Consider the following 22033-nt stretch of genomic DNA (forward strand, 5'->3'; position numbering starts at 1 on the left):
GGCTGCTTGATTGCCTGAATTGCAGGGCGATACCCGCCCTGATCGACAAATTGTTTCGAACGACCGAATCCAATAATTTGGTCAAGGGCAGGGCGTGCGTCGTCCCTGCTGGTTCGGAGCATGAATGGCTGAGGAAAGCGATCTCGAGAAAACGGAACCCGCCTCCGAGCGGCGCCTGGAGAAGGCGCGCGAGGAAGGCAACGTGGCCCGTTCGCGCGAGCTCACCACCTTCGTCATGCTCGCCACCGCGAGCGCCGGGCTGTGGTTCGCGGCGGAGTCGCTCGGCGCGAGCCTGAGCGGCGCGCTGCGACGCGGCCTGCAGTTCGAACGCGCCAGCGCCTTCGACCCCGCGCACATGCTTTCGCAGAGCGGGCTCATGGTGCTGCAGGCGCTCGTTGCCATCGGGCCCCTGTTCGCCATGATGGTCGTGGCCGCGGTGGCCGCGCCGCTGATGCTCGGCGGCTGGATGTTCTCGGGCAAGGCCGTGGCACCGAACTTCGGAAAACTCAATCCACTGGCCGGCATCGGCCGCATGTTCTCGGCGCAGGCGCTGGCCGAACTCGTGAAGGCGCTCGCCAAGTCGGCACTCATCGGCGGCGTGGCGTGGTGGGTCATCGTGGACGACATCGAGGCCGTGATGGCGCTCATGTCGCAGCCCGCGCACGAGGCGCTGCCGCACGCGCTCGTGCTGGTGGCCAGGTACTGCGCGCTCATCGCCGCCACGCTCTTTCTCGTCGCGCTCGTCGACGTGCCCTTCCAGCTCTGGAACTACTACCGCAAGCTGCGCATGTCGCACGAGGACGTGCGCCAGGAGCACAAGGAAAGCGAAGGCGATCCGCATATCAAGGCACAGATCCGTCGGCAACAGCAGCAGATGGCACGCCGCCGCATGATGGCCGAGGTGCCCAAGGCCGACATCGTGCTGACCAACCCGACGCACTTCGCCGTCGCGCTGCAGTATCTGGACAGCGACATGCGTGCGCCGCGCGTGGTCGCCAAGGGCACCGAGCTGGTGGCCGCGCGCATCCGCGAACTGGCGAAGGAACACAAGGTCGCGATCCTCGAAGCGCCGCCGCTCACGCGTGCGCTCTACCGGCACACGAAGCTGGGCGAGGAAATTCCGGCGGGGCTGTACACCGCGGTGGCCGAGGTGCTGGCGTGGGTGTACCAGCTCAAGCGCTGGAACAGCGAAGGCGGTGAGGCGCCGCGCACGCCGACAGACCTGCCGGTGCCGGCCGATCTGCAGTACTCGCCGGCCGCCGCATGAACGCATTGAATGATCTGATGCGCCTGCCGGCGCGGATGTTCTCCGGCTCGCACGTGAAGGGCCTGGCGGGCCCGATCCTCATCATCCTCATCCTGAGCATGATGGTGCTGCCGCTGCCGCCGTTCCTGCTCGACCTGCTGTTCACCTTCAACATCGCGCTGTCGGTGATGGTGCTGCTGGTGAGCATGTACACCATGAAGGCGCTCGATTTCGCGGCCTTCCCGGCGGTGCTGCTGTTCTCGACGCTGCTGCGCCTGTCGCTCAACGTGGCATCGACGCGCGTGGTGCTGATGCACGGCCACACCGGGCCCGACGCGGCCGGCAAGGTGATCGAGGCCTTCGGCCACTTCCTCGTGGGCGGCAACTTTGCGGTGGGCGTGATGGTGTTCATCATCCTCGTGCTCATCAACTTCATGGTGATCACCAAGGGCGCGGGCCGCATCGCCGAGGTGGGCGCGCGCTTCATGCTCGACGCGATGCCGGGCAAGCAGATGGCGATCGACGCCGACCTCAACGCCGGCCTGATCGGCGAAGAGATCGCCCGCAAGCGCCGCGCCGAGGTGGCGCAGGAGGCCGACTTCTACGGCTCGATGGACGGCGCCAGCAAGTTCGTGCGCGGCGATGCCATCGCGGGCCTGCTCATCATGGTCATCAACATCATCGGCGGGCTGGTGGTCGGCATGGTGCAGCACGGGCTCGACTTCTCGACCGCCGGCAAGACCTACACGCTGCTGGCCATCGGCGACGGCCTGGTGGCGCAGATTCCGGCGCTGGTGATCTCCACGGCCGCCGGCGTGATCGTGTCGCGCGTGACCACCGACGAAGACGTCGGCAGCCAGCTCACGGGCCAGCTCTTTTCCAACCCGCAGGTGCTGTTCCTCACGGCCGGCATCGTCGGCCTGCTGGGCATGATCCCGGGCATGCCGAACCTGGCCTTCCTGCTGATCGCGGGCGGTCTCGTGTGGCTCGGCAAGCGGCTGGTGCAGCGCAAGCCGCAGGAGGCCGCCAAGCAGGCTGCAGCTGCTGCCGCCGCGCAGGGCACGGCGGGCGTTCCGGCCGCGGCCGAGCAGGCCGAAGCCACCTGGGACGACGTGGCGATGGTCGACCCGCTGGGCATGCAGGTCGGCTACCGGCTGATTCCGCTGGTGGACCAGTCGCAGCAGGGCGAGCTGCTGGGCCGCATCAAGAGCATCCGCAAGAAGATCGCGCAGGAGCTGGGCTTCCTGGTGCCGGTGGTCCACATCCGCGACAACCTGGAGATCAAGCCCAACGCCTACGTCATCAGCCTGAAGGACGTGGAGATCGGCCGCGGCGAAGCTTTCCCCAACCAGTGGATGGCGATCAACCCCGGGCAGGTGACGGGCACGCTCGCTGGCACGCCTACGCGCGACCCGGCCTTCGGCCTGGAGGCCACCTGGATCGACGCCAGCCTGCGCCAGCAGGCGCAGGTGTACGGCTACACCGTGGTCGATGCCTGCACCGTGATGGCCACGCACCTGAACCACCTGATCCACACCCACGCGGCCGAGCTGCTGGGCCGCCAGGAGGTGCAGCAGCTGCTCGACCAGATCGCCAAGACCGCGCCCAAGCTCACCGAAGACCTGGTGCCCAAGGTGCTGTCGCTGAGCACGCTGCACAAGGTGCTGCAGAACCTGCTCGACGAAGAAGTGCCGATCCGCGACATGCGCACCATCCTCGACGTGATGGCCGAGCACGCGCCCACGGTGAAAGACCCGACTGAGCTCACCACGCTCACGCGCCTGGCGCTGGGCCGCGCCATCACGCAGCAGCTGTTCCCGGGCGACGAGGAGATGCAGGTGATCGGCCTGGACGGCTCGCTCGACAGCGTGCTGCAGCAGGCCCTGAACAGCAGCAGCGGCATCGAGCCGGGCATCGCCGACAACCTGCTCAAGCAGGCGCAGGCCGCCATCGTGCGGCAGGAGCAGATGGGGCTGGCGCCGGTGCTGGTCGTGCAGCACGCGCTGCGCGTGCTGCTGTCGCGCTTTTTGCGGCGCAGCCTGCCGCAGCTCAAGGTGCTCTCGCATGCCGAGATTCCTGACGCCCGGACCATCAAGATCACCGCCGCCATTGGAGGACGAGCCGTTTGAATTCCCAGACAGACGTGCGCGATGTGCGCACCACCGCGCGCAAGTTCGTCGCGGCCACCGGCCGCGAGGCCCTGCGCCTGGTGCGCGAAGCGCTCGGCGCCGAGGCCATCGTGCTCACCCACCGCGCCACCGCGCAAGGCGTCGAGATCGTCGCCATGGCCGAGGGCGATGTGCAGCAAACAGTGCAGGCCGCGGTGCCTGCAGTGCCGATCGCGACCGCTCCCGCACCCGCCGACCCCACCGTGCTCAGCGAACTCCATTCGATGCGCGGCATGATCGAGGAACAGCTCGCCAGCGTGGTCTGGAGCGACAGCCAGCGCCGCGACCCGGTGCGCGGTCGCCTGCTGCGCACGCTGCTCGGCGCCGGCTTCAGCGCGCGCCTGTCGAAGGCCATGCTCGAGAAGCTGCCCACGGGCCAGAGCTACGCCGATGGCATGGCTTTCGTGCGTTCCGAACTCGTGCGCGCGGTGCCGGTGCATGAGGATGAAGACGCGCTGTTCGCGCAGGGCGGCGTCTATGCCTTGATGGGCCCGACCGGCGTGGGCAAGACCACCACCACCGCCAAGCTGGCCGCACGCTGCGTGATGCGCTTCGGCGCCGACAAGCTCGCGCTTGTCACCACCGACAGCTACCGCATCGGCGCCTACGAGCAGCTGCGCATCTACGGCCAGATCCTCAATGTGCCGGTGCATGCCGTGAAGGACGCGGCCGACCTGCAGCTGGTGTTGCACGACCTGCGCGATCGCCACATGGTGCTCATCGACACCGTCGGCATGAGCCAGCGCGACCGCGCCGTGCCCGAGCAGATCGCCATGCTCGGCAGCAGCCAGCGGCCGGTGAAGCGGCTGCTGCTGCTCAACGCCACCAGCCACGGCGACACGCTCAACGAGGTGGTGCACGCCTACCGCCAGGGCCGTGCGCTGGCGGGCTGCATCTTCACCAAGGTTGACGAGGCCACGCACCCGGGCGCGCTGATCGACACCGTGATCCGCCACCGCCTGCCGGTGCACTACATCTCGGGCGGCCAGAAGGTGCCCGAGAACCTGGTGCGCGCCGACCGCGCGCAGCTGATCGACAGCGTGTTCCAGCCGCGCCAGCACAGCCCGCTCTTCGTGCCGGCCGAAGCCGACCTGCCCGACGAGGCCGCGCCTTCGCCGCAGGCGCAGGGCGAGACCGATCGCCTGCGGCTGCGCTACCAGAGCCTGATCCGTGCGATGGCGCACGACGCGCAGGAGCTGGCGACGACGGCCGGCGCACTGGCGGGTGCGCACATCGGTTTCGACGGTGCGCGCACGCTGTGGCGTCAGGCCGGTGACGAGGCCATCGATGCCAAGGCCGTGCTGCACGAGCTGTCGGCGCTTGCGCGTGGCGAGGTGGCTGCGGGATGCGGCACCCATGTGCTCGCGCTGGCCGGGCAGGTGGGCCTGCGCGCGACAGACAGCGGTGACGCCTACGTGTGCCACGGCAGCCTGCTGCTGTCGGACCGCAACGGCCTGCCGCTGGCGGCACCGAACCAGTGGCTTTCGACCGCTGCGGCGCGCCAGGCGGCCGCACCGGGCCAGCGTCAGGCGCAGTGGCTGCAGCAACAGGATTTCGGCAAGCGCCTCGTGCACGTGCTGGGCAAGCCGCCTGCTGTCGAACAGATGCTGGCGTGGCAGGCCGGAGGCACGCAGTGGCTGGCGCGCGCGCCCGGCAGCACGGCCGTGACCGACGTGCGCACCGGCGCCGCGACCACGCTCGCGCGCCTGGCTTTCGCGTTCGACGACACGACCGAGCGGCCCGTGCGCTATCGTGGCAAAGCCGCGCTGCAATGCGAAGCGCAGATCGAGGTGCTGCCACGTACCGCCATGGACCGCGACACCCTGCCCACGCTGCGCTGGGTGGCCGTGCGCGTGGTCGACGCGCGCAGCCGCAAACTGCTGTCGCACACCTGCGTGCTCACCAACCTGGGCGATGAAGTGAGCGCACCGCAGCTCGCGCAATGGCAGGGCTGGGCCGCCGACGCCGAGCCGTGCTTCCGCCTGCTGCGCGACGGCGTGCAGCTCGTGGGCGGCATGGGCGAGCCCGGCGATCCGGACATGATGAAACGCCTGCTCGTCGCCGGTCAGGTCACGACCACCGTGTGGCGCCTGCTGCAGGCCGAGGGCGAGTGGGCCGACCGCACGCGCCAGCTGCTGGGCCGGCTCACGGGCCGCACCCCGCGCGCCGGCCGTGCGATGACCGGCGGCGCGCTGTATGCGGGCGTGGGCAAGCTCTTCCTGCTGCTCGATGCGCTGGGCACCGAGTCGGCCGTGCCCGCGCAGGCACCGTGCGCGCTGGAGCGGGGCTGAGTCGCATGAGTGCACGGGTCACGGACCAGGCCGACGGGCTGCGGCGGCTGCTCGGGCAGGCGCCGGTGCGCGTCGTCGCCGTGGTGGGCATGGGCCCCGGCGCGGGTGCGACCACGGCCGCGATGAGTCTGGGCGCAGCCCTGGCGCAGCAGGGCAAGGACGTGCTGTTGCTCGATGAACATCACCCGACCGTGCGCTCGGTGTGCGATGTGTGGGCGCTCGGCCCACGCGGCACGCTGGCCGATGTGGCGGGGCGGCGGTTGCGCATCGACCAGGTCGCTGCGAGCGCCGTGTGCGGCGTGCAGGTGCTGCCCGCATCGCCCGGCGCGAGCATCGACCCGCGCACGCTGTGGCCGCGCGGCATCGTGCTCGTCGATGCGGCTTTCGACGACGAAGGCCGCCTGTCGTCGTTGGCGGAAAGCGCCGACGAACTGCTGCTGGTGCTGCAGCCGCACCCGGCGGCCATCACCTCGGCCTACGCGGGCATCAAGCGCCTGCACCGTGCGCATGCGCTGAAGCAGCTGCGCTTCCTGCTCAACGGCGTGGCCGATGCGGGCACCGCGCAGCAGGTCATGCACAACCTCGCGCAGGCCGCCAGCCGCTACCTCGCGCTGTCGCTGTTGCCCGTGGGCTGGGTGCGCACCGACCCTCGGCTCGCGGATGCGGCGCGGCTGCGCCAGACCGTGGTCGAGGCCTTTCCGGCCAGCGCGGCGGCGGTCGATTTCCGCGCCATCGCCGACGAGATGGGCCGCGGGACCTGGCGCACGCCGGCGCGGCCCGCTGTGTTTCCACAGGCGCTCGCGGCCTGAGAGACGACCACGGAACGCACGGCCGTGTACACCGCACAGGGCACCATCGAGAAATCGCATCTGCTGGAACAGCACCAGCCGCTGGTGCGCCGCATCGCGCTGCAGATGATGGCGCGGCTGCCGGCCAGCGTGGAGCTGGACGACCTGATCCAGGCCGGCATGCTCGGCCTGCTCGATGCGTCGAGCCGCTACCAGGACCACCGCGGCGCGCAGTTCGAGACCTTCGTCAGCCAGCGCATCCGCGGCGCCATGCTCGACGAGCTGCGCGCCAGTGACTGGGGTTCGCGCGGGCTGCGCCAGTCGGCGCGCGGCATCGAGAAAGCGATCCAGGCGCTGGGCCACCGGCTGGGCCGCGCGCCTACCGAAGGCGAGATCGCGAAGGAGCTGAAGGTCGACCTGGAAACCTACCAGTCGATGCTGCAGGACATCCAGGGCTGCCAGCTGCTGTACGTGGAAGACTTCGCCAAGGGCGACCCCGACAACCCCTTTCTCGACCTGCATGCGCAGGAGGCGCGCAAGGGGCGCGGCGAACTCGACGACCCGCTGGCGCGCCTGCTGGAGAGCGGCTTTCGCCACCAGCTGGTGGACGCCATCGGCGCGCTGCCCGAGCGCGACCAGTTGCTGCTCAAGCTTTACTACGAGGAAGAGCTGAACCTGCGCGAGATCGGCGCGGTGCTCGAAGTGAGCCAGTCGCGCGTCTGCCAGCTGCACGGGCAGGCAGTGAGCCGGCTGCGTGCGAAGCTGAAAGACGCGTTGTAGAAAAAGTCAATTGGCGTAGCGCGCGTCGAGCGCATCGAGCTCGGGCTTGCGCACCAGCCGCTGCCGCTCGGCGAAGGGCGCGACCAGCGATGGGTCTTCGTCCATGCGCCGCGTGTCGCGCAGCACCGTGAGCGCCTTCTGCATGCCCGCCAGCGCGCCCTGCAAGGCGGCGTTGGCGTACAGCACGATGCCGTAGCCCAGGCCGCCGAGTTCCTCGGCGCCGAAGATCGGCGTCTTGCCGCCGATCACCATGTTCATGAGCTGAGGCTTTGCCAGCCGCTGCGGCAGCGCGCGGATTTCGTCGGCCGTGGTGACGGCTTCGACGAACAGGATGTCGGCACCGGCCTCGCTGAACTTCTGCGCGCGCTCGATCGCGGCCTCGAAGCCCAGCGTGGCCGCCGCGTCGGTGCGGGCCATGATGAGCAGGTCGGGGTCGGTGCGGGCATCGACGGCGGCCTTGATCTTGTTGACGGCTTCCTCGGTGGAGATCACCTCCTTGCCCGAGAAATGGCCGCAGCGCTTGGGCGCGACCTGGTCCTCGAACTGGATGCAGTCGGCGCCCGCGCGCTCCAGCACGCGCACCGTGTGGCGCACGTTCAGCGCGTTGCCGAAGCCGGTGTCGGCATCGACGATCAGCGGCAGGTTCACCGCGTCGCGGATGCGCGCCGTGTGGTCGGCGATCTCGTGCAGGCCCATGAAGCCCTGGTCGGGCAGGCCGAACCACATGTTGGTGACGCCCGCGCCGGTGATGTAGATGGCCTCGAAGCCCAGGTCTTCGATGACGCTCGCCGACAGCGCGTTGAAGGCGCCCGGCACCAGCACGCCGCGGCGGGCTTCGGCCAGGGAACGGAGGGTCTTGCGGGTGGACATCGGAATTTCCTGTGAATGAATCTGAAAGCTCAAAGGGTGTCGCCGGGCACACGGACCCAGCCTTCCATGAGGACGCGCGCGCTGCGGCTCATGACAGCTTTGGTCACCTGCCATTCGCCCTCGGCCTGCTGAGCCTGCGCGCCCACACGCAAGGTGCCCGAGGGGTGGCCGAAGCGCACGGCCTCGCGCGCGCCGCCGCCGGCCGCGAGGTTCACGAGCGTGCCGGGAATGGCGGCGGCCGTGCCAATGGCCACGGCCGCCGTGCCCATCATGGCGTGGTGCAGCTTGCCCATCGACAGTGCGCGCACAAGCAGGTCGATGTCGCCGGCCGCCACGGCCTTTCCGCTCGATGCGGTGTAGCCCGCGGGCTTCGCCACGAAGGCGACCTTGGGCGTGTGCTGGCGGCTGGCCGCTTCGTCGAGCGTGCGGATGAGGCCCATGCGCAGCGCGCCGTGCGCGCGGATGGCCTCGAAGCGAGCGAGCGCGGCGGCATCGCCGTTGACCGCGTCCTGCAGCTCGGTGCCCGTGTAGCCGAGCGCCTCGGCGTTCACGAAGACGGTGGGGATGCCGGCGTTGATCATCGTGGCCTGCAGCGTGCCGAGGCCAGGCACCTCCAGGTCGTCGATGAGGTTGCCGGTCTGGAACATCGCGCCGCCCGCGCCGTCTTCTTCCTCGGCGGCGGGGTCCATGAATTCGAGCTGCACCTCGGCCGCGGGAAAGGTCACGCCGTCGAGTTCGAAGTCGCCGGTCTCCTGCACCGCGCCACCGGTCATCGGCACGTGCGCGACGATGGTCTTGCCGATGTTGGCCTGCCAGATGCGCACGACGGCCACGCCGTCGCGCGGCACACGGTCGGCATCGACGAAGCCGTTGCTGATCGCGAACGGGCCGACAGCGGCCGAGAGGTTGCCGCAGTTGCCGCTCCAGTCCACGAAGGGCTGGTCGATCGACACCTGGCCGAACAGGTAGTCCACGTCGTGGCCGGGCCGTTCGCTCTTCGACACGATCACGGCCTTGCTGGTGCTCGACGTGGCGGCGCCCATGCCGTCGATCTGCTTGCCATAGGGGTCGGGGCTGCCGATCATGCGCAGCAGCAGCGCATCGCGCGCCTTGCCCGGCATCTGCGCGGCCTCGGGCAGGTCCTGCAGGCGGAAGAACACGCCCTTGCTGGTGCCGCCGCGCATGCAGGTGGCGGGGATCTTGATCTGCGGAAGGTGCGGCATCGTCAGTCGGCTTTCGTGGCGGCGAGGAAGTCCTGCGCAAACCGCTGCAGCACCCCGCCGGCTTCGTAGATGGAGACCTCCTCGGCGGTGTCGAGGCGGCAGGTCATGGGCACGTCGAGCCGTTCGCCGTTGCGGCGGCGCACGACCAGCGTGAGGTCGGCGCGCGGGGTGCGCGCGCCGGTCACATCGTAGGTCTCGGTGCCGTCCAGGCCCAGCGTGAGGCGGTTCGTGCCGGGCTTGAATTCGAGCGGCAGCACGCCCATGCCGATCAGGTTGGTGCGGTGGATGCGCTCGAAGCCTTCGGCCGCGATCGCTTCCACGCCGGCCAGCCGCACGCCCTTGGCGGCCCAGTCGCGCGACGAGCCCTGGCCGTAGTCGGCGCCGGCCACGATGATCAGCGGCTGCTTGCGACGCATGTAGGTCTCGATGGCTTCCCACATGCGCATCACCTCGCCCTCGGGCTCCACACGCGCGAGCGATCCGGCGCGCACCGTGCCGTCGGCCTTGCGCACCATCTCGTTCTTCAGCGTGGGGTTGGCGAAGGTGGCGCGCTGCGCTGTGAGGTGGTCGCCGCGGTGGGTGGCGTACGAGTTGAAGTCTTCCTCGGGCAGGCCCATGCGGTGCAGGTACTGGCCGGCGGCGCTGTCGAGCAGGATCGCGTTCGACGGCGACAGGTGGTCGGTCGTGATGTTGTCCGGCAGGATCGCCAGCGGGCGCATGCCCTTCAGCGTGCGCTCGCCTGCCAGAGCGCCTTCCCAGTAGGGTGGGCGGCGGATGTAGGTGGAGGTGGGGCGCCATTCATACAGCGGCGCGACCTTCTCGCCGGTGTCGGGCTGGATCGCGAACATCGGTTCGTACACCTGCCGGAAGTGCGCGGGCTTCACGCTGGCCTTCACGATGGCGTCGATCTCTTCGTCGCTGGGCCAGAGGTCCTTCAGGCGGATCTCCTTGCCATCGACCACGGTGAGCACGTCCTTCTCGATGTCGAAGCGCACCGTGCCCGCGATGGCGTAGGCCACCACCAGCGGCGGTGAAGCCAGGAAGGCCTGCTTCGCATACGGGTGGATGCGCCCGTCGAAGTTGCGGTTGCCCGAGAGCACGGCCGTGGCATACAGGTCGCGATCGACGATCTCCTGCTGGATGGCCGGATCGAGCGCGCCCGACATGCCGTTGCACGAGGTGCAGGCATAGGCGACCACACCGAAGCCGAGCTGTTCTAGCTCGCGCATCAGGCCGGCCTCTTGCAGGTAGAGCGTCACGGCCTTGGAGCCCGGCGCCAGCGAGGTCTTGACCCACGGCTTGCGCGACAGGCCCACGCGGTTGGCATTGCGCGCGAGCAGGCCTGCAGCGATCACGTTGCGCGGGTTGCTGGTGTTGGTGCAGCTGGTAATGGCCGCGATGATCACCGCGCCGTCGGGCATGCGGCCGGGCACGTCGTTCCACGCGGCGGCGATGCCGCGCGCCGCGAGGTCGGCGGTGGCCACGCGCGCATGCGGGTTCGAGGGGCCGGCCATGTTACGCACGACCGTCGACAAATCGAAGTGCAGCACGCGCTCGTATTCGACCTCGCTCAGCGTGTCGGCCCACAGGCCTGCCTGCTTTGCGTAGATCTCGACGAGGCGCACCTGCTCGTCGGCGCGGCCCGTGAGGCGCAGGTAGTCGAGCGTCTGCGTGTCGATGGCGAACATCGCGGCGGTGGCGCCGTATTCCGGCGCCATGTTGGAGATGGTCGCGCGGTCGCCCAGCGTGAGGCTGGCCGCGCCTTCGCCGTGGAATTCGAGGTACGCGCCCACAACCTTCACCGCGCGCAGGAACTCGGTGAGCGCCAGCACGATGTCGGTGGCCGTGATGCCTGGTTTCGGCCGGCCCGCGAGCCGCACGCCGACGATGTCGGGCAGGCGCATCCACGAGGCGCGCCCGAGCATCACGTTCTCGGCCTCGAGCCCGCCCACGCCGACGGCGACCACGCCCAGCGCATCGACGTGCGGCGTGTGGCTGTCGGTGCCCACCAGCGTGTCGGGGTAGGCCACGCCGTCCTGTGCATGCACGACAGGCGACATCCGCTCCAGGTTGATCTGATGCATGATCCCGTTGCCCGGCGGGATCACCTCCATGTTGCGGAAGGCCCGCTTCGTCCATTCGATGAAGTGAAAGCGGTCTTCGTTGCGCCGGTCCTCGATGGCACGGTTCTTCGCGAAGGCATCGGGGTCGAAGCCGCCACACTCCACCGCCAGCGAATGGTCGACGATGAGCTGCACAGGCACCACGGGGTTGACCTGCGAGGGGTCGCCGCCCTGTTCGGCGATGGCATCGCGCAGGCCGGCCAAGTCGACCAGCGCGGTCTGGCCGAGGATGTCGTGGCAGACCACGCGCGCGGGGAACCACGGAAAGTCATGCGCGCGCCGGCGCAGTGCGAGCTGCGTGAGGCTTTGCACGAGGATCGCCGGGTCGCAGCGGCGCACGAGGTTCTCGGCATGCACGCGCGCGGTGTAGGGCATCGTGGCCCAGGCGCCGGCCTGGATGGCTTCGACGGCTTCGCGCGCATCGAAATAATCCAGCGCGGTGCCGGGAAGGTTCTTGCGGTAGTCGGTGTTCATGGGGCGCTTGTCGCTCGGCACCCGCGTGCAGGCACGGGCGCTTTTTCTTCTTCCTGGATTTTTACTTTCGATCCTGGATCGGCGCGAACTTCAGGTCTTCGGGGCCCGTGTAGTTGGCGCTCGGCCGGATGATCTTGTTGTCGAGGCGCTGCTCGATGATGTGCGCCGCCCAGCCGGAGGTGCGCGCAATGACGAACAGCGGCGTGAACATGGCCGTGGGCACGCCCATCATGTGGTAGCTCACGGCGCTGAACCAGTCGAGGTTGGGGAACATCTGCTTCACGTCCCACATCACGGCTTCGAGCCGCTCGGCAATGTCGAACATCTTGGTCGAGCCGGCCTCCTGCGACAGCGTGCGCGCCACGCCCTTGATGACCACGTTGCGCGGGTCGCTCACGGTGTAGACGGGGTGGCCGAAGCCGATCACCACTTCCTTGGCGGCGACGCGGCGGCGGATGTCGGCCTCGGCCTCGTCGGGTGCGTCGTAGCGTTTCTGGATCTCGAATGCCACCTCGTTCGCACCGCCGTGCTTGGGGCCGCGCAGCGCGCCGATGGCGCCGGTGATGGCCGAGTACACGTCCGAGCCCGTGCCCGCGACCACGCGCGCCGTGAAGGTCGAGGCGTTGAACTCGTGCTCGGCGTAGAGATTGAGCGAGGTGTGCATGGCGCGCTCCCACTGCGCACTGGGCTTGCGCCCGTGCAGCAGGTGCAGGAAGTGCGCGCCGATCGAGTCGTCGTCGGTCTCGACCTCGATGCGCCGGCCTTGCGTGGACCAGTGGTACCAGTACAGCAGCATCGATCCGAGCGAGGCCATCAGGCGATCGGCGATGTCGCGCGCACCAGGCAGGTTGTGGTCTTCCTTCTCGGGCAGCAGGCAGCCCAGTGACGAGACACCGGTGCGCATCACGTCCATCGGGTGCGCGCTGGCGGGCAGTTGCTCCAGCGCCTCCTTCAGGCTCGCGGGCAGGCCGCGCATGGCCTTGAACCTGGCCTTGTAGGCGCGCAGCTCGGCGGACGTGGGCAGCTTGCCGTGCACCAGCAGGTGCGCGATTTCCTCGAACTCGCAGACCTCGGCGATGTCCAGGATGTCGTAGCCGCGGTAGTGCAGGTCGTTGCCGGTGCGGCCGACGGTGCACAGCGCCGTGTTGCCCGCGGTGACACCCGACAGGGCGACGGATTTCTTCGGCTTGAAGCCGGTGGGGGTGGCGATGTCGTTCATGCGGGTTCCTTGTCTGTGGGCACGGGGTGCAGGCAGGCGTTGCGCAGGCGTGCCGGACGGCCGCTGCCATCGACGGCCACCATCTCGAACAGGCCCTTCAGTGAAGGGCGAGGCTCGCCGTCGGGCGCCTCGGCTGCGCCGGTGACGCAGACCGTGAGCGAGCTGCGCCCGGCGCGCGTCACCCAGGCCCGAAGGCGCAGCACATGGCCGACGGGCACCGGCGCCAGAAACTGCGCGTCGCCCAGGCGGGCCATGACGACGTCGGACTTCGCGAACGCGCGCGCGGCGAGGAACGCGGCCTTCGACATCAGCAGCAGGGCGTTGCCGCCGAACAGCGTGCCGTAGTGGTTGGCATGCGCGGGGAACACGATGTCGGTCAGCTCGATGGCGGCGGATCGGTGGGTCATGCTTCGCAATTTACGCAATCGAATGCCCATAATGAAGGCCTGAATTGGCGAATCATTGCGAACGAAGATGGCTGATTTTGCAAATATTGCGAATTTCACAAAGACCCACGAGGTGACCCGATGAGCAAGACCTTCATGGGCGTGCGCCTGCGCACGCTGCGCGCCGAACGCGGCCTCACGCAGGTAGCGCTGGCCCAGATGCTGGGCCTGTCGCCGAGCTACCTGAACCAGATCGAGCAGAACCAGCGCCCGCTCACCGTGGCGGTGCTGTTGCGCATCAGCAAGACGCTCGGCGTCGATGTGCAGCAGTTCTCCGACGACGAAGAAGCGCGGCTCGTGGCCAGCATGCGCGAGGCGCTGGCGGACAACCCCGGCGGCGAGGCCGTCGCGCTGCCCGAGCTGCGCGAGGTGGCGTCGCAGATGCCGGCCGTGGCGCGCGCGCTGCTGGCCTTGCACCGCCGCCACCAGGAGGCGCAGGAGCGGCTGGAGTTCATGGCCGCCGAACTCGGCGATGGGCGCGGTGACATCTCGCGCAGCCGGCCGATGCCCTTCGAGGTGGTGCGCGATTTCTTCTTTGCCCACCAGAACCATTTCGATCCGCTCGACACCGCCGCCGAATCGCTCGCCGCCGAGGCCCGTGCGCACGGCGGACCGCTCGCCGAATGGCTCCAGCAGCGGCTTCTTTCGTCCCACGGCGTGCGCGTGGTGCCGGGCGACGAAGGGGAGGGCGCGCTCGACAGCCAGCGCCGCTACGACCCGGCCCGCCGCGTGCTGCGCCTGTCGGTCGGTCTGGAGCCGGGCCAGCAGGCCTTCCAGCTGGCCACGCAGCTGGCGCTGCTGGAGCAGGCCGCGCTCATCGAATCGCTGGTCGTGCAGGCCGATTTCGGCGACGCGCCGGCCCACGCGCTCGCGCGCATCGGGCTGGCCAACTACTTTGCGGCCGCCGTGCTGCTGCCTTATGGCCCGTTTCTGCAGGCGGCCGAAGCGCTGCGCTACGACATCGACCTGCTCGCACGCCAATTCGGTGTCGGCTTCGAGACCGTGTGCCACCGCCTGAGCAGCATGCAGCGCCCGGGCGCGTCGGGCGTGCCCTTCTTCTTCATCCGCGTGGACCGGGCCGGCAACATCTCCAAGCGGCAGTCGGCCACGCACTTCCACTTCTCCAAGACCGGTGGCACGTGCCCGCTGTGGAACGTGTACGAGGCCTTCGCGCAGCCCGGGCGCGTGCTGCCGCAACTCGCGCGCATGCCTGATGGCCGCGCCTACCTGTGGATCGCGCGCACCGTGTCGCACGGCCAGCGCGGCTTCGGTTCACCGAGCAAGACCTTCTCGATCGGCCTGGGCTGCGATATCCGCCACGCCCCGCGCCTGGTCTACGCCAAGGGCCTGGACCTGAAGGACCCCGACGTGCCCACGCCCATCGGCATGGGCTGCAAGGTGTGCGAGCGCGTGGCCTGCCCGCAGCGCGCGTTCCCGTTCATCGGGCGGCCGCTGGATGTGAACGAGAACGAAAGCAGGTTCACGCCCTATGCGGTGGCCGGTGCGTAGGGCGGTGGCGCGTCAGTCGCCTTGCGGCGACTGTGGTGCTGCCCCGGATGCCTCGCTCCACCCGCCCCCCAGCGCCTTGTAGATCGCCAGCCGGTTCGTCTGCTCCGTGAGCTGCAAACCGATGAGCGTCTGCTGCGCCGCATAGTCGCTGCGCTGCGCGTCCAGCACGTCGAGGTAGTTGGCGGCGCCACTCTTGAAGAGCGCCTGCGAAAGATCGAAGCTGCGCGCGGTGGCGCTGCGCAGTGAGCGCTGTGCGTCGAGGCGCTCGGCCAGCGTGCGGCGTTCGGCCAGTGCATCGGCCACTTCGCGGAAGGCAGTCTGCACGGTCTTTTCGTAGGTGGCGATCTGGATCTTCTGCTGCGCCTGCGCGACCTGCAGGTTGGCGCGGTTGGCGCCGCCGTCGAAGATCGGCACGCTGATCGACGGCGCGAAGCTCCAGGCCTTGCTGCCGCTGGTGAACAGGCCCGAGAGCGTGCTGCTCGCGGTACCGGCCGAGGCCGTGAGTGCGATGCGCGGGAAGAAGGCCGCGCGCGCCGCGCCGATGTCGGCGTTGCTCGCACGCAGCGCGTGTTCGGCGGCGCGCACGTCGGGGCGCTGCTGCAGCACGCTCGACGACAGGCCGGCCGGCGGCACGAGCAGTTGTGCCACCTGGGCGGTCGTCGCGGCGGTCGGCAGCAGCTCGGGCGGCGGCGTGGCACCGACCAGCAGCGCCAGTGCGTTGCGGTCCTGCTCCACTTGACTGTCGAAGGCCGCCGCGTCGGCGCGCGCAGCATCGACGGTGCTCTGCGACTGCGCCAGCGCCAGGCCCGACTGCGCACCGAGCGCATGGCTGCGCTGCACCAGCTCGAACGATTTGCGCTGGCTCTCGAGCGTGCTGCGCGCGAGTTGCAGGCGCTGCTCGTCGGCGGCCAGCTGCAGCCACGCCGTGGCGACCGAGGCCACGAGGCTGATCTGCGTGCTGCGCTGGGTTTCCTCGGTCTGGAAGTAGCTCTGCAGCGCCGATTCGCCGAGGTTGCGCACGCGCCCGAACAGGTCGAGCTCATAAGCCGTCATGCCGAGGTTGGCGCTGTACTGCGAGGCGATGCGCGATTCGCCGCTGGTCGACAGGTTGCCCGGCGTGCGCGAGCGCGTGCCGCCCGCGCCTGCGTTGACGGTGGGGAACAGGTCAGCCCGCGCGATGCCGTACTGGGCGCGCGCACGCTCGATGTTGAGCGCCGCCACGCGCAGGTCGCGGTTGTTGGCGAGCGCGAGTTCGATCACGCCCTGCAGCTGCTTGTCGACGAAGAAGTCGCGCCAGCCGATATCGAGTGGCGTCGCTGCGGTGACGCCGGCCGAGGGCAGGGCCGCAGGGACCGGCGAGGCCGGCATTTCGTACGCGGGCGCGAGGTTGACGCAGCCTGCGAGCACGACGCAGGCCATGGCGGCGCAGGCCAGTGCGCGCAGGGGAAGGCGGGGCAGGGTGGTGCGATTCATCAGTGCGCTCCCTGCTCTGCGACCGGTGCCGTGGGCAATGCATCCGGGCCGGCCGGCGTGCGCCGGCCTTCCAGCCAGCCGCGAATCAGCGCGAAGAACAACGGCACGAAGAAGATGCCCAGCGCCGTGCCGACCACCATGCCGCCGAGCACCGCCGTGCCGATCGAATGGCGTCCGCCTGCGCCTGCGCCGGTGCCGATGGCCAGCGGCAGCACGCCGAAGCCGAAGGCCAGCGAGGTCATGAGGATGGGGCGCAGCCGCAGTCGCACGGCTTCCAGCGTGGCCTCGATCACGCCCTTGCCCTGCTCCTGCAGCTGCTTGGCGAACTCGACGATCAGGATCGCGTTCTTCGACGACAGGCCCACCGTGGTCAGCAGGCCGACCTGAAAGTACACGTCGTTGCTCAGCCCGCGCAGGCTGGTGAACAGCAGCGCGCCGACGATGCCCAGCGGCACCACCAGGATCACCGAGAACGGCACCGACCAGCTCTCGTACAGGGCCGCGAGGCACAGGAACACGAACAGGATCGAGATGGCGTAGAGCAGCGGCGCCTGCGCGCCCGACAGTCGCTCCTGGAACGAGGCACCGGTCCATTCGTAGCCGAGGCCGGCGGGCATCTGCTTCATCACTTCATCGACGGCGGCCATGGCGACGCCCGAGCTCACGCCGGGAGCGGCATCGCCGACGAACTCGTAGCTGGGGCTGCCGTTGTAGCGCTGCAGTTGCGGCGAGCCGTAGGTCCAGCGCGAGCTGGAGAAAGCCGGGAACGGCACCATCTGGCCCAGGCTGTTGCGCACGCTCCAGCGGTCGATGTCGGTGGGCAGCATGCGAAAGGCCGTGTCGCCCTGCATGTACACGCGCTTGACGCGGCCGTTGTCCAGGAAGTCGTTGATGTAGGTCCCGCCCATGGCGCTGGACAAGGTGCTGTCGATGTCGCCCGTGGCCAGGCTCGATGCACCGGCGCGCGCGTCGTCGATGTCCACCGCGAACTGCGGCGTGTCGTCCAGGTTGTTGCTGCGCACGTTCGCCACTTCGGGCCGCTTGGAGAGCAGGTCGAGGAGCTGATCGCGCGCCTTCACGAGTGCGTCGTGGCCCAGCCCGTTGATGTCCTTCAGGTGGAAGTTGAAGCCCGCGTTGGCGCCCAGGCCGCGCACCGCCGGCGGCAACAGCACGAAGATGCGCGCGTCGCGCAGGGTCGACAGCTCCTTGTTGGCACGCCGCGCGAGTTCGGCGGCCGACTGGCCGGCACCTTCGCGCTCGCTCCAGTCTTTGAGCTTCACGAAGGCGCGCGCCGAACTCTGGTCGCCGTTCTGCCCGGTGATCACGTTCACGCTCACCACCTCGGGCTGCCTGGTGAAGTAGTCCTGCATCTGTGTGACCACCGGCTGCAGGCGCGCATCGGACGCGCCCGGCGGCAGCGTCACCTGCACCTGCAGGAAGGCCTGGTCTTCATCGGGCAGGAAGGACGTGGGCAGGCGCATGAACAGCAGCGCCATCACGGCCGCGATCAGCACATACACCACGAGGCTGCGCTTGCCGCGCCGCATGATGCCGCCGACCACGCCCTGGTAGCGGTCGGCGCCCTTGTCGAAGGTGCGGTTGAAGGCCGCGAAGAAGCGGTCGACCGCACCCAGCACGCCCTTGCGCGGCGCCGCGTGCCCCCCCTTGGCCACAGGCTTGAGCAGCGTGGCGCACAGCGCCGGCGTCAGCGTGAGCGCCACGAACACCGACAGCGCCATGGCCGAGACGATCGTGATCGAGAACTGGCGGTAGATCACGCCGGTCGAGCCGCCGAAGAATGCCATGGGGATGAACACCGCCGACAGCACCAGCGCGATGCCGATCAGCGCAGGCGTGATCTCGGCCATCGACTTGCGCGTGGCCTCCTTGGGCGAAAGCCCTTCCTCGTGCATCACGCGCTCGACGTTTTCCACCACCACGATGGCGTCGTCCACCAGAAGGCCGATGGCCAGCACCATGCCGAACATGGTGAGCGTGTTGATCGAATAGCCAGCCATCGACAGCACGCCGAAGGTGCCCAGCAGCACCACCGGCACCGCAATGGCCGGGATCAGCGTGGCGCGGAAGTTCTGCAGAAAGATGTACATCACCAGCACGACCAGCAGCATCGCTTCGGCCAGCGCCTTCACCACCTCGTCGATCGACGCGCTCACGAAGGGCGTGGTGTCGTAGCTCACGAAGGTCTGCATCTGGTTCGGAAAAAGCGGCTGCAGCTCGGCCACCTTGGCCTTCACCGCCTCGGCCACCTGCACTGCGTTGGCGCCGTCGGCCAGTACGATGCCCATGCCGGCGCCCGGACGTCCGCCGAGCACCGAGCGCACCGTGAGGTTCTCGGCGCCCAGCTCGACGCGGGCCACGTCTTTCAGGCGCACCACGGCGCCGTCGGGCGTGGCGCGCAACACCACGTTCTCGAACTCTTCGACGGTCTTCAGCTTGCTGCGCGCGGTGATGGTGGCATTGAGCTGCTGTTGCGCGCCGGCCGGCAGCGCGCCGAGCTGGCCTGCCGAGACCTGCGCGTTCTGCGCGGTGATGGCACTGCCCACGTCGGAGGGCATGAGCGCGTACTTGCGCAGCTTGTCGGGGTCGAGCCACAGGCGCATGGCGTAACCGGTGCCCAGCGTCTGTACTTCGCCCACGCCGTCGATGCGGCTGATGACGTCGACCAGGTTGCTGCTGATGTAGTCGCCCACGTCCACCGCCGAGGCGCTGCCGTCGCCGGAGAACATCGAGACGATCATGAGGAAGTCATTGCCGCCCTTGGTGACGGTGACGCCGCGGCTTTGCACCTGCTGCGGCAGGCGCGACATGGCCTGCTGCAGCTTGTTCTGCACCTGCATCTGGGCCACGTCGATGTTGGTGCCCGCGTCGAAGGTGAGCGACAGCCGCGCCTGCCCCGACGAATTGCTGGTCGACTGCATGTACAGCAGGTTGTCCAGCCCCTTCATCTGCTGTTCGATGACCTGGGTGACGGAGTCTTCGACCGTCTTGGCCGAGGCGCCGGTGTAGGTGGCGCCGATGGACACGCGCGGCGGTGCGATGTCGGGGTACTGCTCCAGCGGCAGCGTGCGGATGGCCATCAGGCCGGCGAGCATGACGACGATGGAAAGCACCCACGCGAAGATGGGGCGGTCGATGAAGAACTGGGCCATGGCGTGGCCTCAGCGTGCGACGGTGGTCGGGGCGGCCGGCGTGGCGCTCGCGACCGAGGTGCCGGCCGGCTTGGCGCCCAGGTCGACCGTGCGCACCTTGTCGCCGACCTTCACGCGCTGCGAGCCTTCCATGAGCACGCGGTCGCCTGCGGCCAGGCCGTCGATCACCTGCCAGCGCGTGCCGATGGCGCGGCCGATGCGGATGGGCCGCTTCTGAACCTTGTTGTCGGTATCGATCACCAGCGTGGAGGCGCTGCCGTCGGGCGCGCGCGTGACGGCCTGCTGCGGCACCAGCAGCGCGGCGTCGTTCACGCCCTCCTGCAGCACGGCGCGCACGTACATGCCGGGCATCAGCAGCTTGTCGGGGTTGGGCACCACGGCGCGCAGCGTGACGCTGCCGGTGCCGGCATCGACCGTCACGCCACTGAAGGTGAGGCGGCCCGCGTGCGGGTAGGGGCTGCCGTCTTCGAGCAGCAGCTGGATGCGCGCCTCGGCCTCGCTGGCGCGCTGCAGGCGCCCGCTGGCCAACTCGCGCTTCAGGCGCAGCAGCTCGCTGCTCGACTGCGTGACGTGCACATGGATCGGGTCGAGCTGCTGCACGGTGGTCATGGCGGCCGCCTGGTTGGCGGTGACCAGCGCGCCCGGCGTGACCGTGGACAGCTCGGCCCAGCCGGTGATCGGCGAGGTGATGCGCGTGTAGCCCAGCTGGATGCGCGCGGTCTGCTCGGCGGCGCGCGCCACGCCGAGGTCGGCCTCGGCCTGCTGTTCGGCGGCCTGGGTTTCGTCGAACACCTGGCGGCTGATGGCGTCGATCTTCACCAGCTCGGCATTGCGCCTGGCCACCGTGCGGGCCGTCGCCAGGGCGGACTCGGCCTTGCGCACGCTGGCCTGGGCGCTGGCATGCGCCGCCTGCAGCGAGGCCGGGTCGAGCTGGTAGAGCACCTGGCCGGCCTTGACCTGCGAGCCTTCGGTGAAGAGCCGCTCCTTGAGGATGCCGCCGACCTGCGGGCGGATCTCGGCGATCACCGGGGCGGCGGTGCGACCGGGCAGTTCGGTGCTCAGGGCCAGCACTTCGGGCTTCAGCGTGACGATGCCGACTTCTTTTTCCGGGGCGCTGGCCGCCTTTGCCGTGCCGGGAGACTCCACGTTGGTGCGCGAGCACCCCACGAGGGCGGCGGCGATGCACAGGGCCGTGAGGAGCGGGGCGGAACGGAAGGCAAGGTGGGCAGGCATGGGCGAGCAGAAGTAACGAAAGCCAAAGATGGAGCGGGCGCGCGCCGTCGAGTTCAATGCCGCGGCGCGGGGGGCTGCGAACTTTACAGAGCGGAAACCGTGCCATGCCCGGGAAGGGCTGGCGGGTGGGCTCGAGTGTGCTGTCCCACGGTTAAGCAGGTGTAAAGCAGGGCGATGCCTGTGGCCGTTCCGGTTCTTTTTCGCCTGCGCGACCAGGAAATCGACCCGTAGCACCAAGGCCCGCACCTGGTCCCGGGGCTGCAGCGCGTGCCCGGCGCCACGCCACCCGGGCGCGATGCGAGCAGGGCCAAACCCAGCCACGCGCCGCGCTTCTTCGTCGATGAAGCCAGCCTACCGACCGGCGTGTGCACGCTGTCGCAGCCGATGATGGGCTGCATGGCGGGCGCGCAGCGCTGGGCGCCGCGCGTCCTGAGGGGGCCGCTCAGAGCCAGTTGCCGCTTTGCGGCATCTGGATCTGTTCCGCCGGATCGCTGCTGGTCACGAACGAGCCGATGAGGATGCTCAGCAGCGAGATGAAGATGCTCGCGAACAGGGCGGTCCAGAATCCCGACACCTTGAAACCCTTCACGAGCGCGGCCACCAGCATGATCATCAGCGCGTTGATGACCAGCAGGAACAGGCCGAAGGTCAGCAGCGTCAGCGGCAGCGTGAGCACGATCAGGAGCGGCTTGACGATCGCGTTGGCCAGGCCCAGCAGCAGCGCCGAGATCACCAGCGCCGAGGCGCTGTCGAACTTGAGCCCCTTGAAAAGGTGGCTGGCCACCCACAGCGAGACGCCGGTGATGGCCCAGTGGATGAGGAAGGGGGTGAGGTTGTTCAGCATGGCGTTCGGTGTGTGGCTTTGGGCCCCATGGTAATGCTGGCCACGGCGCTCGGAAGGGGCGCTGCGCGTGGCGGCATTTCTACGGAAAACGATGCTGAACTGCCCGTTAAGATCGCCTGCTTCCGGCGTCTGCGGCAAGCGCGCCTTCCTTTCCTCCCACCCGAACCAACCGAGGT

General features: G+C 69.1%; 15 protein-coding genes. 6 read left to right on the forward strand and 9 right to left on the reverse strand.

All coding sequences use genetic code 11. The features are described 5' to 3' along the window. The first annotated feature begins 124 nt into the window (after positions 1–124). The 5 genes from flhB to ASD34_RS14600 are packed head-to-tail and all read left to right on the forward strand — an operon-like array spanning position 125 to position 7273. Positions 125–1267, forward strand: a complete 1143-nt coding sequence (gene flhB, locus ASD34_RS14580) for a flagellar biosynthesis protein FlhB (RefSeq protein ID WP_056578642.1) — start codon at positions 125–127, stop codon at positions 1265–1267. Next, complete coding sequence (flhA, locus tag ASD34_RS14585) at positions 1264–3375, forward strand: flagellar biosynthesis protein FlhA (RefSeq protein ID WP_056578645.1); 2112 nt, start codon at positions 1264–1266, stop codon at positions 3373–3375. Before flhB ends, flhA begins: the two co-directional genes overlap by 4 nt. Continuing rightward, entirely contained in the window at positions 3372–5705 is a 2334-nt protein-coding gene (gene flhF / locus ASD34_RS14590) for a flagellar biosynthesis protein FlhF (RefSeq protein ID WP_056578648.1), read from the forward strand. The genes flhA and flhF overlap by 4 nt, the downstream gene beginning before the upstream one ends. Before the next feature lie 5 nt (positions 5706–5710). Further along, entirely contained in the window at positions 5711–6514 is an 804-nt protein-coding gene (locus ASD34_RS14595) for a MinD/ParA family protein (protein WP_056578651.1), read from the forward strand. Positions 6515–6538: 24 nt separating this feature from the next. Beyond that, positions 6539–7273, forward strand: coding sequence for an RNA polymerase sigma factor FliA (locus ASD34_RS14600; RefSeq protein ID WP_056578653.1), 735 nt, complete (start codon positions 6539–6541; stop codon positions 7271–7273). Between the two features lie 6 nt (positions 7274–7279). Here the strand turns inward: ASD34_RS14600 and ASD34_RS14605 are convergent, their stop codons facing one another. From ASD34_RS14605 to ASD34_RS14625, 5 genes are all read right to left on the reverse strand, one after another. Next, positions 7280–8143: an isocitrate lyase/PEP mutase family protein gene (locus ASD34_RS14605; RefSeq protein WP_056578656.1), complete on the reverse strand. Its 864-nt coding sequence runs from the start codon at positions 8141–8143 to the stop codon at positions 7280–7282. 29 nt (positions 8144–8172) lie between these two features. Beyond that, positions 8173–9366, reverse strand: coding sequence for a 2-methylaconitate cis-trans isomerase PrpF (prpF, locus tag ASD34_RS14610; RefSeq protein ID WP_056578659.1), 1194 nt, complete (start codon positions 9364–9366; stop codon positions 8173–8175). 2 nt (positions 9367–9368) lie between these two features. Then, on the reverse strand, positions 9369–11963 hold the full coding sequence (gene acnD / locus ASD34_RS14615) for a Fe/S-dependent 2-methylisocitrate dehydratase AcnD (protein ID WP_056582364.1): 2595 nt from the start codon (positions 11961–11963) through the stop codon (positions 9369–9371). Between the two features lie 61 nt (positions 11964–12024). Then, positions 12025–13182, reverse strand: coding sequence for a 2-methylcitrate synthase (prpC, locus tag ASD34_RS14620; protein WP_056578662.1), 1158 nt, complete (start codon positions 13180–13182; stop codon positions 12025–12027). Then, positions 13179–13589, reverse strand: coding sequence for an acyl-CoA thioesterase (locus tag ASD34_RS14625; protein WP_056578665.1), 411 nt, complete (start codon positions 13587–13589; stop codon positions 13179–13181). Before ASD34_RS14625 ends, prpC begins: the two co-directional genes overlap by 4 nt. A gap of 120 nt (positions 13590–13709) precedes the next feature. Between ASD34_RS14625 and ASD34_RS14630 the strand changes: the two genes are divergently transcribed. Further along, entirely contained in the window at positions 13710–15137 is a 1428-nt protein-coding gene (locus tag ASD34_RS14630) for a short-chain fatty acyl-CoA regulator family protein (protein WP_056578668.1), read from the forward strand. Between the two features lie 12 nt (positions 15138–15149). Here ASD34_RS14630 and ASD34_RS14635 read toward each other — a convergent pair whose 3' ends face one another. From ASD34_RS14635 to ASD34_RS14650, 4 genes are all read right to left on the reverse strand, one after another. Beyond that, complete coding sequence (locus tag ASD34_RS14635; RefSeq protein ID WP_082548701.1) at positions 15150–16610, reverse strand: efflux transporter outer membrane subunit; 1461 nt, start codon at positions 16608–16610, stop codon at positions 15150–15152. Then, positions 16610–19780, reverse strand: a complete 3171-nt coding sequence (locus tag ASD34_RS14640; RefSeq protein WP_056578671.1) for an efflux RND transporter permease subunit — start codon at positions 19778–19780, stop codon at positions 16610–16612. Before ASD34_RS14640 ends, ASD34_RS14635 begins: the two co-directional genes overlap by 1 nt. Before the next feature lie 9 nt (positions 19781–19789). Further along, positions 19790–21013 carry an efflux RND transporter periplasmic adaptor subunit gene (locus ASD34_RS14645; RefSeq protein ID WP_056582367.1) on the reverse strand — a complete coding sequence of 408 codons (1224 nt, stop codon included), beginning with the start codon at positions 21011–21013 and terminating at the stop codon, positions 19790–19792. Between the two features lie 442 nt (positions 21014–21455). Continuing rightward, a complete protein-coding gene (locus ASD34_RS14650) occupies positions 21456–21857 on the reverse strand; it encodes a phage holin family protein (RefSeq protein ID WP_056578674.1) in 402 nt (133 codons plus the stop codon). Between the last annotated feature and the right edge of the window lie 176 nt (positions 21858–22033).

The organism is Variovorax sp. Root473 (assembly GCF_001426505.1).
Lineage (GTDB): Bacteria > Pseudomonadota > Gammaproteobacteria > Burkholderiales > Burkholderiaceae_C > Variovorax.